Source organism: Pseudomonas sp. S2_F03 (assembly GCF_054668335.1).
This window is the reverse complement of the sequence record NZ_CP162759.1, coordinates 6,202,747-6,218,306: the sequence shown is the minus strand read 5'-3', so window position 1 is coordinate 6,218,306 and position 15,560 is coordinate 6,202,747. Positions and strand designations below refer to the sequence as shown.

Sequence of the window (15,560 nt, the reverse complement as noted above, 5' to 3'; positions counted from 1 at the left end):
CATGAGCATTACGCAGTTCAAGAACACCGCCACCTTGCAGCTGGAAGAATCCAATCCGGTCGCTGTGCCACTGGGGACCCCCGTGGCGGTGGCCTCGACCACCAGCGTCGAACGCGACGACGGCGTCGAAACCGGGGTCTGGGAATGCACGCCCGGACGCTGGCGCCGACAAATCGTTGCCCAGGAGTTCTGTCACTTCATCCAGGGGCGCTGCACTTTCACCCCGGACGACGGTGAAACCCTGCACATAGAAGCTGGCGATGCATTGATGTTGCCAGCCAACAGTCTCGGTATCTGGGATATCCAGGAAACCGTGCGCAAGACCTACGTTTTGATTTTTTGATCTTCTGATTGCCTGCCAATAACAAAAGCCCCTACAGGAATCGACTCATGATCCGAAAGACACTGACACTGGCGCCACTTGCACTCGTCGCAACCCTCAGCCAGGCGGCCGAGACGGTTAAAATCTACAACTGGTCGGACTACATCGCCCCGGATACCACGAAAAACTTCCAGAAAGAAACCGGCATCGCCTTCACCTATGACGTCTATGACAGCAACGAAACCCTCGACGGCAAATTGATGACTGGTAAATCCGGGTATGACGTGGTGTTTCCGTCCAACCACTTCATGGCGCGGCAGATTGAGGGGGGAGCGCTGAAGAAGCTCGACAAGAGCCAGTTGCCAAACTGGCAGAACCTCAATCCGGTGCTACTAAAGGCCTTGCAAACCAACGATCCGGGTAACGAGCACGGTTTCCCGTACCTATGGGGCAGCACGGGTATCGGCTACAACATCGCCAAGGTCAAGGCTGCGCTGGGCGACAACGCGCCGGTCGATTCCTGGGACCTGATCTTCAAACCCGAGAACATGAAAAAGCTGCAAAAGTGCGGCGTCGCCATCCTCGACAACGGCCCGGAACTGCTGCCTGCGGCGCTGAATTACCTGGGGTTGCCACCCCACAGTAAAAATCCGGAAGACTATAAAAAGGCCGAAGCACTGCTGCTGAAAGTTCGGCCGTATGTCAGCTATTTCCATTCGTCCAAGTACACCAGCGACCTCGCCAACGGTGACATCTGCGTGGCCGTCGGTTTCTCCGGCGACATCCTGCAAGCGGAGAATCGCGCCAAGGAGGCCAAGAATGGCATCGACATCGGCTACTCCATTCCCAAGGAGGGCGCCGCCATCTGGTTCGACATGGTCGCGATGCCCGTCGACGCGCCGGACGAGAAAGCTGGCTATGCCTTCATGAATTACCTGCTGCGCCCGGACGTCATGGCCGATGTCAGCAATTACGTGCACTACGCCAATGGCAACGAACAGGCAGACAAGCTGATCGAGCCGACAATCAAGAACGACACCAAGATTTATCCGAGCCCCGAGATGATGGGCAAGCTGTTCGCGCTGGAGGCGATGCCGCTGAACATTGACCGGGTTCGCACGCGCGTGTGGAACAAGATTCGGACGGGGAGTTGAGGGTTCATGTTTTGTGTGATTTGCGCTCAGTGATTCGGCTGGCAATACGGTAGATTCCAGGCCTCCTTTTTATTGATCAGGAGGCAATGGAATGCCACTCGATTCAAAAGCCGGTCAGCTGCGTATTGGGCGTTTTTCCGAATCTGGGCGCATTTACTTATTGACGGTTGTCGTTCACCAGCGGCAGCCGTTTTTTGTTGATTGGCGTTTGGGAGGGTCGGTTGTTCAGCAATTGCGCTTGGCGCAGGAGGACGGTTGGGCCGATTTTTTGACGTGGGTGGTGATGCCAGATCATATGCATTGCCTGGTGCGGTTGCAGGACAAGACGCTGGCGGAGCTGATGTGCCGGATAAAGTCACGCAGCAGCCTGGCAGTCAATCAGGCGTTAGGGCGGCGAGGGCGGTTGTGGCAGAAGGGTTATCACGATCGCGCGGTTCGGCGGGACGAAGACGTGAAGGATCTTGCGCGCTATGTCGTGGCCAACCCGATACGGGCGGGGTTGGTGACGCGTGTTCATGATTATCCGCTTTGGGATGCGTGTTGGTTGTGATGATTTGACGACTGCTGCGCAGCCGGACGCAGGCTGCGCCAGCTGCTACAAGGATTGCGGTGTACATGAACTCTGTAGCAGCTGCCGAAGGCTGCGTCCGGCTGCGCAGCAGTCGTAAATTCTCAAATCCAACACAAATTTAACTGATATCAACGCACTGGCACTTATATTAATAAGTCCAGAAGATCGAGGCGCCTTCGACAAAAAAACTTACTTATATTTAATATTTAAATAGCGAATTGTCAGACGATTTGCGCAAACGCACAGATGCAAAACAATCTTTAGCCAGCGCACGCATTGTTTACGGGCATATGCCGGAACAGAACAATTTGACGTCAAAAAAACACTAGACGTTTGATTTCAAATTGTGTCAGTTTTCTTTCGCCTTCATTGGGCGAGTGATAGGACGATCTCGCCAGGGATTGTCGCTATCTGACAAAAACTGTTCCATAGCTAAACAAGGAAGTGTGTTTATGTCGAATGTAAAAACCAGCGCTATTGATCATGCCGAACAGGCCTCTGCATCCTCGCAAGCATTGGCTGCACCCAGTTCAGCGTATAACCAGATCGACAGTTTCAGCCATGAATATGACCGAGGCGGCAGTCTCACGGTCAATGGCAAACCGTCCTACTCCGTCGATCAGGCCGCCATCCAGTTACTGCGCGACGGAGCTGCCTACCAGGATAAGGACGGCAGCGGCAAAATCGAACTGACCTACACGTTCCTGACCTCGGCATCGTCGAGCACCATGAACAAGCACGGAATTACCGGCTTCAGTCAGTTCAGCAGCCAACAAAAAGCCCAGGCCGTGCTTGCCATGCAATCCTGGGCCGATGTGGCCAACGTGACCTTCACCGAGAAGTCCACGGGCGGTGACGGTCATATGACCTTCGGCAACTACAGTGGTGGCCAGGATGGCGCCGCGGCATTTGCCTATCTGCCGGGCACGGGCGCGGGTTATGACGGTACGTCCTGGTACCTGACCAACAGCAGCTACACGCCGAACAAGACGCCGGACCTGAACAATTACGGCCGTCAAACGCTGACCCACGAGATCGGGCACACCTTGGGCCTGGCGCATCCTGGCGACTACAACGCCGGCGAAGGCGCACCGACTTACAATGACGCCACTTACGGGCAAGACACCCGCGGTTACAGCGTCATGAGTTACTGGAGCGAAAGCAATACCGACCAGAACTTCAGCAAGGGCGGCGTCGAAGCGTATGCGTCCGGCCCGCTGATGGACGATATTGCCGCCATCCAGAAACTCTACGGTGCCAATACGAGCACCCGTACCGGCGACACGACCTACGGCTTCAACTCCAACACCGGTCGCGACTTCCTCAGTGCGTCTTCGTCGTCGGACAAGGTCGTGTTCTCGGTGTGGGACGCAGGCGGCAAGGACACCCTGGACTTCTCGGGTTTCACCCAAAACCAGAAGATCAACCTCAATGAGGCTTCGTTCTCCGACGTCGGTGGCTTGGTCGGCAACGTTTCCATTGCCAAGGGTGCAGTCATCGAGAATGCGATCGGCGGTTCGGGCAGCGATCTGTTGATCGGTAACGGTGCCGCCAACGAATTGAAGGGCGGTGCCGGCAACGACATTCTCTTCGGCGCGGGTGGTGCTGACAAGCTATGGGGCGGTACCGGTTCGGACACGTTTGTGTTCGCTGCCAGCAGCGACTCCAAGCCAGGTGTGGCCGACCAGATCCTCGACTTTGTCAGCGGCCTGGACAAGATCGACCTGACCGGCATTACCAAAGGCGCAGGCCTGCACTTCGTGAGCGCGTTCACCGGTGCGGTCGGCGATGCCGTATTGACCACCTCGGGCGCCAATAGCCTGTTGTCGGTGGACTTCTCCGGGCATGGTGTGGCTGATTTCCTGGTCAACACCGTCGGCCAGGCGGCGTTCTCGGACATCGTGGCTTGATTCAGGGCTAAAAAGGAGCGCGGCGCTTGATAGGCCGCGCTCTGTCCTGGCCTCGATGCATCCCGGAGTGAAACGTCGTATGACCGCTAACGCCTTAACCTGCACAATGACCGCGTGGCTGTTGGCAACGCTGATAATGTTTCCTGGAGATACAACCATGGCAAGCAGCCTGAAATTAGCAGACCCCGCTGAACTCGCCGGACAATGGCAAGCCACCCTGGTCGCCAAACAAGACTCGCCCGAGTCGTTGGCAATGCAGGACGAACCATCGAATGTTTGCCTTGTTGACCTTCTATCCACCCAGACGCTGGGCGAGGGTGCCGAGTGCCTCGGTGCCTGGCTGACAGAACCAGCAACCGGCTGGTTCCCCGAGCCAGACGGTATCGCGATTACCGGCAAAGAAGGCTCAAGAATTTTCTTTTTCAGCCGACAGCATGATGGGTTTTATCAAGGTAATTTGAAGTCAGGCCTGACCATCACGCTCAAGCGCCCCACGGATTAAGCAAATAAGGTGACAGGCCGGTGCAAGTTTAAATATAAATCCCGGCATTGAAGTTGTAAGTGACAGATCAATACGCTGACTCATTGTCGAGTATGGAAAACGGGTTGTTAATTTGTAAGCGTTAACTGACAAAGAATGTCTGGAACTGCGAACAAACAGTTAATTGAAACCTCGCCAAAACAGGGCGATGAATATCATCTCAGGAAAAATCAATGAAGATGGCTAAGGCCCCAGCCACCCCACCGTTGTTCAAGGCGTTGGGCGACTATAAAAGCATCTTGATCAGCGTCGGTTGTTTTACCGCATTGATCAATGTGCTGATGCTGGTCCCGTCCATCTATATGCTGCAAGTCTATGACCGAGTGTTGTCTTCGCAAAACGAAACGACCTTGGCCATGTTGTCGCTGATGGTCGTCGGGTTCTTTGCGTTCATCGGGCTTCTCGAAATTATCCGCAGCTTCATCGTGATCCGCATTGGCAGCCAACTGGAGCGACGTTTCAACCTGCGGGTTTATCAGGCTGCGTTCGAGCGCAACCTGTTCAAAGGCGAGGGCAATGCCGGGCAGTCCCTGGGGGACCTGACGCACATTCGTCAGTTTGTCACCGGTCCTGCGCTGTTTGCCTTCTTCGACGCACCCTGGTTTCCGGTCTATCTGTTCGTGATCTACCTGTTCAATATCTGGCTCGGTGTGTTCGCGACTGTAGGCGCGCTGGTACTGATTGGCCTTGCCTGCCTCAACGAAATGATGACCAAGAAGCCATTGGGTGAGGCTGCCGGTTTTTCCCAGAAATCCAGCCAATTGGCGACGAGTCACCTGCACAACGCTGAAACCATCCAGGCGATGGGCATGCTCGGCGTGTTGCGCAAACGCTGGTTCCAGGTGCATTCGCGCTTTCTCAGCTTGCAGAACCAGGCCAGCGACACCGGCGCCGTCATCAGTTCCCTGAGCAAAACCTTGCGGCTGTGCCTGCAATCTCTGGTTCTGGGCCTTGGCGCCTTGCTGGTCATCAAAGGCGACATGACGGCCGGGATGATGATTGCCGGTTCGATTCTGATGGGCCGCGTCCTGAGCCCCATCGATCAGTTGATTGCCGTATGGAAACAGTGGAGCGGTGCCAAGCTCGCCTACCGCCGTCTTGATGCATTGCTGCAAGCCTTCCCACCGACGGACGAGGCCATGACCCTGCCTGCGCCGAAAGGGCAGATCACTTTCGAGCAGGTCAGCGCTGGCCCACCTGGGCAACGTACGGCAACACTGCACATGGTCAATTTCAACCTGGGTGCCGGGGAGGTGCTGGGCGTGCTCGGCGCCTCCGGTTCAGGCAAATCGACATTGGCCCGAGTGCTCGTCGGCGTCTGGCCAACCCTTGGCGGCACGGTTCGACTGGACGGTGCGGACATTCATCGCTGGAACCGCGATGACCTGGGCCCCTATATCGGTTATCTGCCCCAAGACATCGAATTGTTCAGCGGCAGCATTGCTGAAAACATCGCCCGGTTTCGTGAAACCGATCCACAAAAGGTCGTCGAAGCTGCACAGCAGGCGGGGGTCCATGAACTGATCCTGCGCATGCCGCAGGGCTACGACACGGTGCTGGGTGAAGACGGCGGCGGCCTGTCCGGTGGCCAGAAACAACGTGTGGCACTGGCCCGTGCGTTGTACGGAAAGCCGAGCCTGGTGGTGTTGGACGAGCCTAATTCCAACCTCGATACCGTGGGCGAAGCCGCGCTGGCCGGCGCCATTGCGCAAATGAAAGCTCAGGGCACCAGTGTGATTCTGGTCACTCACCGTTCTTCGGCATTGGCCCAGGCTGACAAATTGCTGGTGCTCAATGAGGGGCGATTGCAGGCATTTGGGCCAAGCCAGGACGTGCTCAAGGCGCTCTCCGGTGCTCAGGATCAACAACGTGAGAAAGCGCCGCAAGCAGCGGGCGGGCTCAGCATGAGCCGGCAGTATCAGCCCACGACAAGGAATTCGGGTGTATGAGCAGCGCACGCATGAACACCGAAAGCGAAGCGACGATGGAACACGATTACCTCACTGAACGTCCCGAGCGCGATGCGCGTTTTTTTGCCCGCATGGGCTGGATGCTGGCCATCGTCGGTGCCGGCAGTTTCTTCACTTGGGCCAGCCTCGCCCCACTTGATCAGGGCATTGCAGTGCAGGGCACCGTTGTGGTGTCTGGCAAGCGCAAAGCCGTGCAATCGATGAGTCCCGGTGTGGTCAGCCGGATTCTGGTGCGCGAGGGGCAAGTGGTGAAGCTGGGCCAGCCGCTGTTCCAGCTCGACCAGACCCAGGTCGCGGCCGATGTCGATTCGTTGCAGGCGCAATACCGCATGGCCTGGGCCAGCGTTGCGCGCTGGGAAAGTGAACGGGACAACCTCAAGCAAGTGAACTTCCCGGCCGAACTGATCAAGGATGCGGATCCTCGATTGGCATTGGTGCTCGAAGGTCAGCGGCAATTGTTCAGCAGCCGCCGCGAAGCCTACTTCCGCGAGCAGGGCGGGTTGCGCGCCAACATGGAAGGCGCCAGCGCGCAGTTGGCCGGCATGCGCCGTGCCCGCACCGACCTGACGGCCCAGGCCAACTCTGTTGCAACAACAACTGAGCAACCTTCAGCCCTTGGCGGACAACGGCTACATCCCGCGTAACCGTCTACTGGAATACCAGCGCCAGCTGTCGCAGGTGCAGCAACAATTGGCCGAAAACACCGGCGAAAGCGGTCGCGTGGAGCAGGGCATCCTCGAAGCGAAACTCAAGCTGCAACAGCACATCGAGGAGTATCAGAAAGAAGTCCGCACCCAACTGGCCGACGCGCAACTCAAGAGTGTGACCCTCAAGGAGCAACTGACCTCTGCCGGGTTCAACCTGCAACACAGCGAGATCATCGCGACCGCCGATGGCATCGCGGTCAACCTCGGGGTGCATACCGAGGGCGCCGTGGTGCGCCAGGGTGAAATCTTGCTGGAAATCGTGCCGCAGGGCACCCGCCTGGAAGTGGAAGGGCACTTGCCGATCAACCTGATCGACAAGGTTGGCACCCATTTGCCGGTGGACATTCTCTTCACCGCCTTCAACCAAAGCCGCACGCCACGGGTACCCGGCGAGGTTAGCCTGGTTTCCGCCGACCAAATGGTCGACGAGAAAACCGGCGCGCCGTACTACGTGTTGCGCAGCAGCGTCAGCGACCAGGCCATGGAAAAACTCAACGGGCTGGTGATCAAGCCGGGCATGCCGGCGGAAATGTTCGTGCGGACCGGTGAACGTTCACTCCTCAACTATCTGTTCAAACCGCTGCTCGACCGGGCAGGTTCCGCGTTGACCGAGGAATAAGGATGTTCGGCTGTATGAATAAGCTTTCCCTGCTCGCGGCAACCCTGGTGTTGCTGACGTGCAACAGTGTGATGGCCATGGGGCCGTTCGCTATTTACGAACAAGCGTTGCGCAATGACCCGGTGTTCCTTGGCGCGATCAAGGAACGCGATGCGGGCCTTGAAAACCGCCTTATTGGCCGTGCTGGCCTGCTGCCAAAGCTGGCTTACAACTACAACAAGGGACGCAACACCTCCAAGGTCACCTACCTTGATGAGCGTCGGCAAAATCAGACCGATGACCGCAATTACAGCAGTTACGGCTCGACCTTGACCCTGCAACAACCCTTGCTCGATTACGAAGCTTACGCGGCGTATCGCAAAGGCGTGGCGCAGTCGTTGTTTGCCGATGAGGCCTTTCGCGGCAAGAGCCAGGAGCTGTTGGTGCGGGTGTTGGAGAACTACACCAAGGCACTGTTTGCCCAGGATCAGATCGACATTGCGCAGGCGCGGAAAAAGGCCTACGAGCAGCAGTTCCAGCAGAACGAGCAGATGTTCCGCCAGGGCGAGGGCACGCGCACCGATACGCTTGAGTCGGAGTCCCGTTACGAACTGGCGACCGCTGAAGAAATCGAGGCGCGCAACGAGCAGGATGCGTCCTTGCGTGAGCTGGGTGCGCTGATTGGCGTCCCGACGATCGACATCGCCGACCTGGCGCCGCTGGACCAGCACTTCCAGACCTTCATCCTGCAACCGGCCAACTACGACACCTGGCACGAAATGGCGGTGGCCAATAACCCGAGCCTGGCCTCCCAGCGTCAGGCCGTGGAAGTGGCGCGTTATGAAGTGGAACGCAACCGCGCGGGCCACCTGCCCAAAGTCAGTGCCTATGCCTCGGCGCGCCAGAACGAATCGGAAAGCGGCAACACCTATAACCAGCGTTACGACACCAACACCATTGGCATCGAAGTCAATGTGCCGCTGTATGCCGGTGGCGGGGTATCGGCGTCCACCCGCCAGGCCAGTCGCAACATGGAACAGGCCGAGTACGAACTGGATGGCAAGACCCGGGAAACCATGATCCAGCTGCGCCGACAGTTCAGCGCCTGCCTGTCGGGCGTCAACAAGCTGCGCGCCTATCAAAAAGCCCTGGTGTCTGCCGAAGCGCTGGTGGTGTCGACCAAGCAAAGCATCCTGGGTGGCGAGCGCGTCAACCTGGATGCGCTGAACGCAGAACAACAACTCTTTACCACTCGCCGGGATTTGGCTCAGACACGCTATGACTACTTGATGGCCTGGACCAAGTTGCATTACTACGCGGGGACCTTGAGCGAACAGGATCTGGCCAAGGTAGACGAGGCGTTCGGCCAAGGTCCGACAACCCAATGAGTTGAACCTGTAGCCGCTGGCGTAGCCTGCGTCGGGCTGAAACCTGTCGGCGCCAGGCATCACGTTTGCGTAAAGGCTGCATGCACTAAAGGCTCCGGGGCGCTTCGTGATCGAGGCGTCCTGGTTGTGAGCCATCTCTGACAATTCCAACAAAGAGAGGCAATACCAATGGGTGTGTACGACTACAAAAACTTCAACACGGCAGACTCCAAGGCGTTGTTCACAGACGCCATGGCCATCACGTTGTATTCCTATCACAACCTCGACAACGGCTTTGCCACCGGCTATCAGCACAACGGTTTCGGCCTGGGTTTGCCCGCGACATTGGTCACCGCGTTGCTGGGCGGCACCGATTCACAGGGCGTCATCCCCGGCATTCCCTGGAACCCGGATTCGGAAAAAGCCGCACTGGACGCGGTGCAAAAAGCCGGCTGGACACCGATCACCGCTACGCAGTTGGGCTATGACGGCAAGGTTGACGCTCGCGGAACGTTCTTCGGCGAAAAGGCCGGTTACACCAGTGCGCAAGTCGAGATCCTCGGCAAGTACGATGCTCAGGGACACTTGACCGAAATCGGCATCGCCTTTCGCGGCACCAGCGGCCCACGAGAAACCCTGATCAGCGATTCCATTGGTGACGTGATCAACGATCTGCTGGCGGCGTTGGGCCCCAAGGATTATGCAAAAAACTATGTCGGCGAAGCCTTCGGCAACCTGCTCGGCGACGTGGCGGCGTTCGCCCAGGCCAATGGCCTGTCGGGTAAAAACATTGTGGTCAGCGGCCATAGCCTCGGCGGCTTGGCGGTCAACAGCCTGGCGGACTTGAGCACGGATAAGTGGGGCGGGTTTTTCGCGGACTCCAACTACATCGCCTACGCGTCGCCGACTCAAAGTGGCACCGACAAAGTACTCAACGTCGGCTATGAAAACGATCCTGTGTTCCGGGCCCTCGACGGTTCATCGTTCAACCTGTCATCGGTGGGTGTGCACGATGCCGCCAAGGAGTCGGCGACCGACAACATCGTCAGCTTCAACGATCACTACGCGTCGACGGCGTGGAATGTGCTGCCGTATTCCATTCTCAACATCCCGACCTGGATCTCGCATTTGCCCACCGCTTACGGCGACGGCATGAACCGGGTGATTGAATCGAAGTTCTACGACCTCACCAGCAAAGACTCGACGATCATCGTCGCCAACCTGTCGGACCCGGCGCGTGCCAATACCTGGGTTCAGGACCTCAACCGTAATGCCGAAACCCACAAGGGCAGCACGTTCATCATCGGCAGCGACGCCAACGACCTGATTCAGGGCGGGCAAGGCACCGACTACCTGGAGGGCCGCGACGGTAACGACACCTTCCGCGATGGCGGCGGCTACAACATCCTGTTGGGCGGCAAGGGCAATAACATGCTGGAGTTGCAGCAGTCGGTGAAAACCGTCGAGTTTGCCAATGACGGCGCCGGCACTTTGTACCTGCGCGATGCCAATGGCGGCATCAGCATTACCCGCGACATCGGCAGCATTGTCAGCAAGGAACCGGGATTCCTGTGGGGGCTGTTCAAGGACGATGTGACCCACAGCGTGACGGCCAACGGGCTAGTGACCGGCAACAACGTGACCGCATACGCCTCATCGGTGAAGGGTGGCGCCGGGGCCGATACGCTCAAGGCGCAGGCCACGGGCGATTGGTTGTTTGGCCTGGACGGTAACGATCAACTGATCGGAGGCAAAGGCAACGATGTCTTTGTTGGCGGGGCGGGGAATGACCTGATGGAGTCGGGAGGCGGGGTCGATACGTTCCTGTTCAGTGGCGCCTTTGGCCAGGACCGGGTCGTGGGCTATCAGGCAAACGACAAACTGGTGTTTCTCGGGGTTCAGGGCGTGGCGCCCATCGATGATTTTCGGGCACATGCCACCACCGTCGGGCATGACACGGTGCTGACATTGGGTGGGGATTCGGTGACGTTGGTGGGGGTTGGACTGGACAGTTTGTCCGGTTCGGGGATTGTGATTGCCTGACAGTGTTGGGGGCCGGTAAGGCCCCCTTCGCGGTCCTCAGTCTTCCGGGCGCACCGTGGCCACATCCTTGGAGTTGACCTTGATTTTGGTGCCGGAAATATCTTCAAATTCGTAGAATCCGTCCTTGGTCTTGGTTTTCGGCATGTCCTTGGTCAAATACTGAGTGCCGTTTTGCAGGGTCACGACCGTCGGTGTCGAGCAGCCGGCCAGGGCTAACAAGGCTGCTGCGGCCAGTGGTAGACCCAAGGTTTTGATGTTCATGTTCACCTCATGCAATGCTGTAAAAAACCTCTATGTCGGTTGGTGCCATCGATTGGCAGAAAGTTCGATGCCTGCCCGAAAATGACTGAATAACGCCGCCGCTTATCCTTTTCCGTTTGCACCGTACCGCGGGGAACTGTTATCTGTACGCATAACCAGTACTCGCTTGCCATGGCGCTTTTCCCTGTGACTGCAAACCCCCTCGACGATCCGTTCTATTACCTCAACAACTTCATGCAAGTGCTTGACTGGCTTGAACATCGTTATGCCGATGTATTAAGTGTAGAAGAACACGCCTTCATCCGTGATTTCGCCCGGCTGCCTCGGGAGTCGCGGGCGCTGCTGGTCAGAATGGTGATGCGCAAGGGCGTGCATTTTCGGGCCGGTAAACTCAGTTACGTCGAGATCGGTGACATCGCCAGTGCTGTCGCACCGTTGTTGGCGGCGGGCTGGATTGATGAGACGACGCCCTTGCACATCGAGGAATTATTCGAGGTGCTGCTCAAGGGCGAAATTCTTCAATGCTTCGGCGCGCTGATCGATCAACCGAAGGGCAAAAAGGCCGATTGGCTCGCACAGTTGAGTGAACAGTTTCCCGAGGCACAACGCTTTGCCCAATGGTGTCCGGCACTGCATGACCGGCTGTTCACCTTGACCATCATGGACCTGTGCGACCGGTTTCGGCTGATGTTCTTTGGCAACCTGTATCAGGACTGGTCGGAGTTCGTGCTGGCCGATCTGGGCATTTTCACCTATGAAAAAGTCGAGTTCAGCCTCGAATCCAGGGGCCTGCACAGTCGCCAGGATGTGGACGCCTGTGTGTTCCTGCATCAATGCCAGCAGCATTTCGAGGCGGGCGAACCGGTGGCGTCCATCGTCGAGCGGATCAACGGCCTGACACTTGGTAATCCATGGCTGCAGCGACGTCGCGACAAGTTGTTGTTTCAGATAGGTCAGCATTGCGAGCGCATCGCCGATTTCGCCGGTGCGCTGACGATTTACCGCGACTGTGCCTTTCCCGGCGCCCGCGTGCGGTTGATTCGCGTGCTGGAGCGTTGTGGTGACTATCAACTCGCCCTGGACCTGGCGACGCATGCCGAGCAATCGCCGCAAAGCGCCTCCGAGCATCAGCATTTGCTACGAGTATTGCCCAGGCTGCGACGCAAACTGGGAGGTCCGGCGCTCAAACGGTCAGCCCCCGGCCAATGGAACGCCTGGACCTGCAACTGCCAAGAACCGATCTGGCGTTATCGGTGGAAGGTTACGTTCAGGCCCACCTCGCCGAAGAACTGGCGCCGGTGCATTACGTCGAGAACAGCCTGATCAACTCACTGTTCGGATTGTTGTGCTGGCCGGCCATTTTCGCGCCAGTGCCGGGGGCGTTCTTTCACCCGTTCCAGCGTGGGCCGGCTGACCTGCTGCATGAAGACTTTTCAGCGCGCCGGGCCGAGTTGTTCGACGCCTGCCTGGCTGAGCTCGATGACGGCCGTTACCGGCAGACGATTCGTGAGCGGTTTGCCGCAAAGTGGGGCGTTCAGTCGCCCTTTGTATTTTGGGGGCTGAGCGAAACGTTGCTGGACCAGGCACTCGATTGCCTGCCGGCCGAACACCTCAAGCACTGGTTCAACAGACTGTTGCTGGATATCAAGGCCAACCGCGCCGGCATGCCGGACTTGATTCAGTTCTGGCCCCAGCACAAGACCTACCGCATGATCGAAGTCAAAGGCCCCGGCGACCGGCTGCAAGACAACCAACTGCGCTGGCTGGAGTTCTGTCACGAGCATCAAATGCCCATTGCCGTCTGCTACGTGCAATGGGCGGAGCCGGGCGCTTGAGCTACAGCATCGCGGTACGGGCATTGTGCGAATTTACCGCCAAGGTCGGCGACCTCGACCTGCGTTTCACCCCGTCGCCGACGGCGCTGGAAGGCATCGTCGGGCACCGTACCGTCGCGTCCCGGCGCAGTGACGGTTATCAAAGCGAAATCGCCCTTGAAGGCGTGCACAAAACCCTGAAGGTAAAGGGCAGGGCGGATGGCTATGACCTTGGGCAAAACTGCCTGGAAGAAGTCAAAACCTATCGCGGTGACTTGAGCAAACAACCGCCCAATCACCGACAACTGCATTGGGCGCAGGCGAAGATCTACGGCTGGTTGATGTGTCAAAAACTGGAGCTGACACAGATCAACCTGGCGCTGGTGTATTTCGACATCGTCAGCGAAAAGGAAACTTGCCTGGTCGAGGCGTTCAGCGCAGTACACCTGCAGCAGTTCTTCGAGCATCACTGCGAGCTGTTCTTGCAGTGGGCCGAGCAGGAAATGGCCCATCGCGAGGCGCGCAATCAAGCGGCGCAGCAAGTGGCTTTTCCCCATGCCGGGTTTCGTCCTGGGCAACGGCATTTGGCTGAATCGGTGTTCAAGGCCGTCAGTACCGGTCGCTGTCTGATGGCGCAGGCGCCGACAGGCATCGGCAAAACCGTGGGCACACTGTTTCCGATGCTCAAGGCCCTGGCGCCGCAGCAACTGGACAAAGTGTTCTTCCTCACCGCCAAAACGCCGGGGCGAAAGCTTGCGCTGGACGCTGCCCAGGTCATTCAACAAAGCGCCGATGCGCCGCCACTGCGTGTGCTGGAAATGATCGCCCGGGACAAGGCCTGCGAGCATCCGGACAAGGCCTGTCATGGCGAATCCTGTCCGTTGGCGCGGGGTTTCTACGATCGTTTGCCTGCCGCTCGTCAAGCTGCCAGCCACCTGAGCCTGTTGAATCAGGCTGCATTGCGCCAAGTCGCCCTGGATCATGAGGTTTGCCCGTATTACCTGAGCCAGGAAATGGCCCGCTGGGCAGACGTGGTGGTCGCTGACTACAACTATTACTTCGATTTCAGTGCACTGTTGTTCGGGCTCGCCCAAGCCAATAACTGGACCGTCGCGGTGCTGGTCGACGAAGCCCACAACCTGGTGGAGCGCGGCCGGCAGATGTACAGCGCCAGCCTTGATCAATCGACTCTGCGTGACATACGCAAAACCGCGCCCGAAGCATTGAAAAAGGCTTTGCAGCGGGTCAATCGGGAGTGGAATGCCCTGCATAACCGGCAACTCGGTGCCTATCAGGCGTACAACAAAGCACCGGAAAAGCTGCTTCAGGCCTTGTTTTCGTGCAGCGCGAGTATCGGTGACTACTTGAACGATCACCCGCAGGGACTGGACAGCGCCCTGCAAAATTTCTACTTCGAGATGCTGCAATTTTGCCGGGTGGCCGAATGCTTCGATGAACAGTTCCTGTTCGACATCAGCAAGCGCGACCTCGACCGCCAGCGGCCATTGTCCCAGCTATGCCTGCGCAACGTAGTGCCGGCCGGCTTCATCCGCCCGCGCCTGACCGCTGCGCGCAGCACGGTCTTGTTCTCTGCAACCCTCAGTCCAAAGCACTATTACGCCGACCTTCTGGGTACGCCTGAAAATACGGTGTGGATTGATGTCGAGTCGCCGTTTCAGGCGGATCAGTTACAAGTGCACATCGTCAGTCAGATCTCGACACGTTTCGTCCACCGGCAGGCGTCGCTTGAGCCGATTGTCGAGCTGATCGCCCGGCAATTTGGCGAGCGTCCCGGGAACTATCTGGCGTTCTTCAGCAGCTTCGATTATCTGCAGCAAGTGGCGCAGTTACTGGCCGAGCGTCATCCGCACATCACACGGTGGTCGCAGTCCCGGGGAATGGGGGAGGCACAGCGTCAGGACTTTCTCGACCAGTTCACCACGCACAGCCAAGGGGTTGGCTTTGCGGTGTTGGGCGGTGCGTTTGGTGAAGGCATCGATTTGCCTGGCGCACGCTTGATCGGCGCCTTCATCGCCACGCTGGGCCTTGCGCAACTCAATCCGGTCAATGAACAGCTGAAACACCGCATGGCCGCCCTGTTTGGTGCCGGGTATGACTACACCTACCTGTTCCCAGGCGTGCAGAAAGTGGTGCAAGCGGCAGGGCGAGTGATCCGTACCCAGCAGGACCAAGGGGTCGTCATGCTGATTGACGACCGGTTTGGCGACAGCAAGGTTAAACAGCTATTGCCACGCTGGTGGGCGTTTGAACCGACGAATCTTCGCGCTTTCGAGTAGGACTT

The 15,560-nt window shown here is 58.0% G+C and carries 10 protein-coding genes and 2 pseudogenes; 11 read left to right on the top strand and 1 reads right to left on the bottom strand.

The window, feature by feature from the left end; translation table 11 throughout:
* The first annotated feature begins 1 nt into the window (after position 1).
* From AB4N76_RS29205 to AB4N76_RS29165, 9 genes and pseudogenes are all read left to right on the top strand, one after another.
* Positions 2 to 343: a cupin domain-containing protein gene (locus tag AB4N76_RS29205; RefSeq protein ID WP_046033157.1), complete on the top strand. Its 342-nt coding sequence runs from the start codon at positions 2 to 4 to the stop codon at positions 341 to 343.
* A 47-nt stretch (positions 344 to 390) separates the two neighbouring features.
* Positions 391 to 1,476, top strand: coding sequence for a polyamine ABC transporter substrate-binding protein (locus AB4N76_RS29200; RefSeq protein WP_046033158.1), 1,086 nt, complete (start codon positions 391 to 393; stop codon positions 1,474 to 1,476).
* Positions 1,477 to 1,567: 91 nt separating this feature from the next.
* A complete protein-coding gene (locus tag AB4N76_RS29195; protein ID WP_046033159.1) occupies positions 1,568 to 2,026 on the top strand; it encodes an REP-associated tyrosine transposase in 459 nt (152 codons plus the stop codon).
* A gap of 473 nt (positions 2,027 to 2,499) precedes the next feature.
* Positions 2,500 to 3,957, top strand: a complete 1,458-nt coding sequence (locus AB4N76_RS29190) for a serralysin family metalloprotease (RefSeq protein ID WP_460163907.1) — start codon at positions 2,500 to 2,502, stop codon at positions 3,955 to 3,957.
* Positions 3,958 to 4,036: 79 nt separating this feature from the next.
* Positions 4,037 to 4,459, top strand: a complete 423-nt coding sequence (locus AB4N76_RS29185; RefSeq protein ID WP_077432146.1) for an AprI/Inh family metalloprotease inhibitor — start codon at positions 4,037 to 4,039, stop codon at positions 4,457 to 4,459.
* Positions 4,460 to 4,671: 212 nt separating this feature from the next.
* Positions 4,672 to 6,447, top strand: a complete 1,776-nt coding sequence (locus AB4N76_RS29180) for a type I secretion system permease/ATPase (RefSeq protein ID WP_460163906.1) — start codon at positions 4,672 to 4,674, stop codon at positions 6,445 to 6,447.
* Positions 6,444 to 7,794, top strand: a pseudogene (locus tag AB4N76_RS29175) (HlyD family type I secretion periplasmic adaptor subunit). The gene AB4N76_RS29180 and the pseudogene AB4N76_RS29175 overlap by 4 nt, the downstream one beginning before the upstream one ends.
* Positions 7,795 to 7,796: 2 nt before the next feature.
* Positions 7,797 to 9,161, top strand: a complete 1,365-nt coding sequence (locus AB4N76_RS29170) for a TolC family outer membrane protein (protein WP_046033164.1) — start codon at positions 7,797 to 7,799, stop codon at positions 9,159 to 9,161.
* A 168-nt stretch (positions 9,162 to 9,329) separates the two neighbouring features.
* On the top strand, positions 9,330 to 11,183 hold the full coding sequence (locus tag AB4N76_RS29165; RefSeq protein ID WP_046033165.1) for a polyurethane esterase: 1,854 nt from the start codon (positions 9,330 to 9,332) through the stop codon (positions 11,181 to 11,183).
* Between the two features lie 36 nt (positions 11,184 to 11,219).
* Here the strand turns inward: AB4N76_RS29165 and AB4N76_RS29160 are convergent, their stop codons facing one another.
* A complete protein-coding gene (locus AB4N76_RS29160) occupies positions 11,220 to 11,444 on the bottom strand; it encodes a YgdI/YgdR family lipoprotein (RefSeq protein WP_046033166.1) in 225 nt (74 codons plus the stop codon).
* Between the two features lie 171 nt (positions 11,445 to 11,615).
* Between AB4N76_RS29160 and AB4N76_RS29155 the strand changes: the two are divergent.
* Together AB4N76_RS29155 and AB4N76_RS29150 are read left to right on the top strand one after the other, a co-directional pair.
* A pseudogene (locus AB4N76_RS29155) lies at positions 11,616 to 13,279 on the top strand (VRR-NUC domain-containing protein).
* Entirely contained in the window at positions 13,276 to 15,555 is a 2,280-nt protein-coding gene (locus AB4N76_RS29150; protein WP_460163905.1) for an ATP-dependent DNA helicase, read from the top strand. Before AB4N76_RS29155 ends, AB4N76_RS29150 begins: the two are co-directional and overlap by 4 nt.
* Positions 15,556 to 15,560 lie beyond the last annotated feature (5 nt).

Bases quoted from the DNA above. Each gene is read 5' to 3' on its own strand.
- AB4N76_RS29195 (WP_046033159.1), top strand. From the start codon at position 1,568: ATGCCACTCGATTCAAAAGCCGGTCAGCTGCGTATTGGGCGTTTTTCC.
- AB4N76_RS29185 (WP_077432146.1), top strand. From the start codon at position 4,037: ATGACCGCTAACGCCTTAACCTGCACAATGACCGCGTGGCTGTTGGCA.
- AB4N76_RS29200 (WP_046033158.1), top strand. From the start codon at position 391: ATGATCCGAAAGACACTGACACTGGCGCCACTTGCACTCGTCGCAACC.
- AB4N76_RS29180 (WP_460163906.1), top strand. From the start codon at position 4,672: ATGAAGATGGCTAAGGCCCCAGCCACCCCACCGTTGTTCAAGGCGTTG.
- AB4N76_RS29190 (WP_460163907.1), top strand. From the start codon at position 2,500: ATGTCGAATGTAAAAACCAGCGCTATTGATCATGCCGAACAGGCCTCT.
- AB4N76_RS29205 (WP_046033157.1), top strand. From the start codon at position 2: ATGAGCATTACGCAGTTCAAGAACACCGCCACCTTGCAGCTGGAAGAA.
- AB4N76_RS29170 (WP_046033164.1), top strand. From the start codon at position 7,797: ATGTTCGGCTGTATGAATAAGCTTTCCCTGCTCGCGGCAACCCTGGTG.
- AB4N76_RS29165 (WP_046033165.1), top strand. From the start codon at position 9,330: ATGGGTGTGTACGACTACAAAAACTTCAACACGGCAGACTCCAAGGCG.
- AB4N76_RS29160 (WP_046033166.1), bottom strand. From the start codon at position 11,444: ATGAACATCAAAACCTTGGGTCTACCACTGGCCGCAGCAGCCTTGTTA.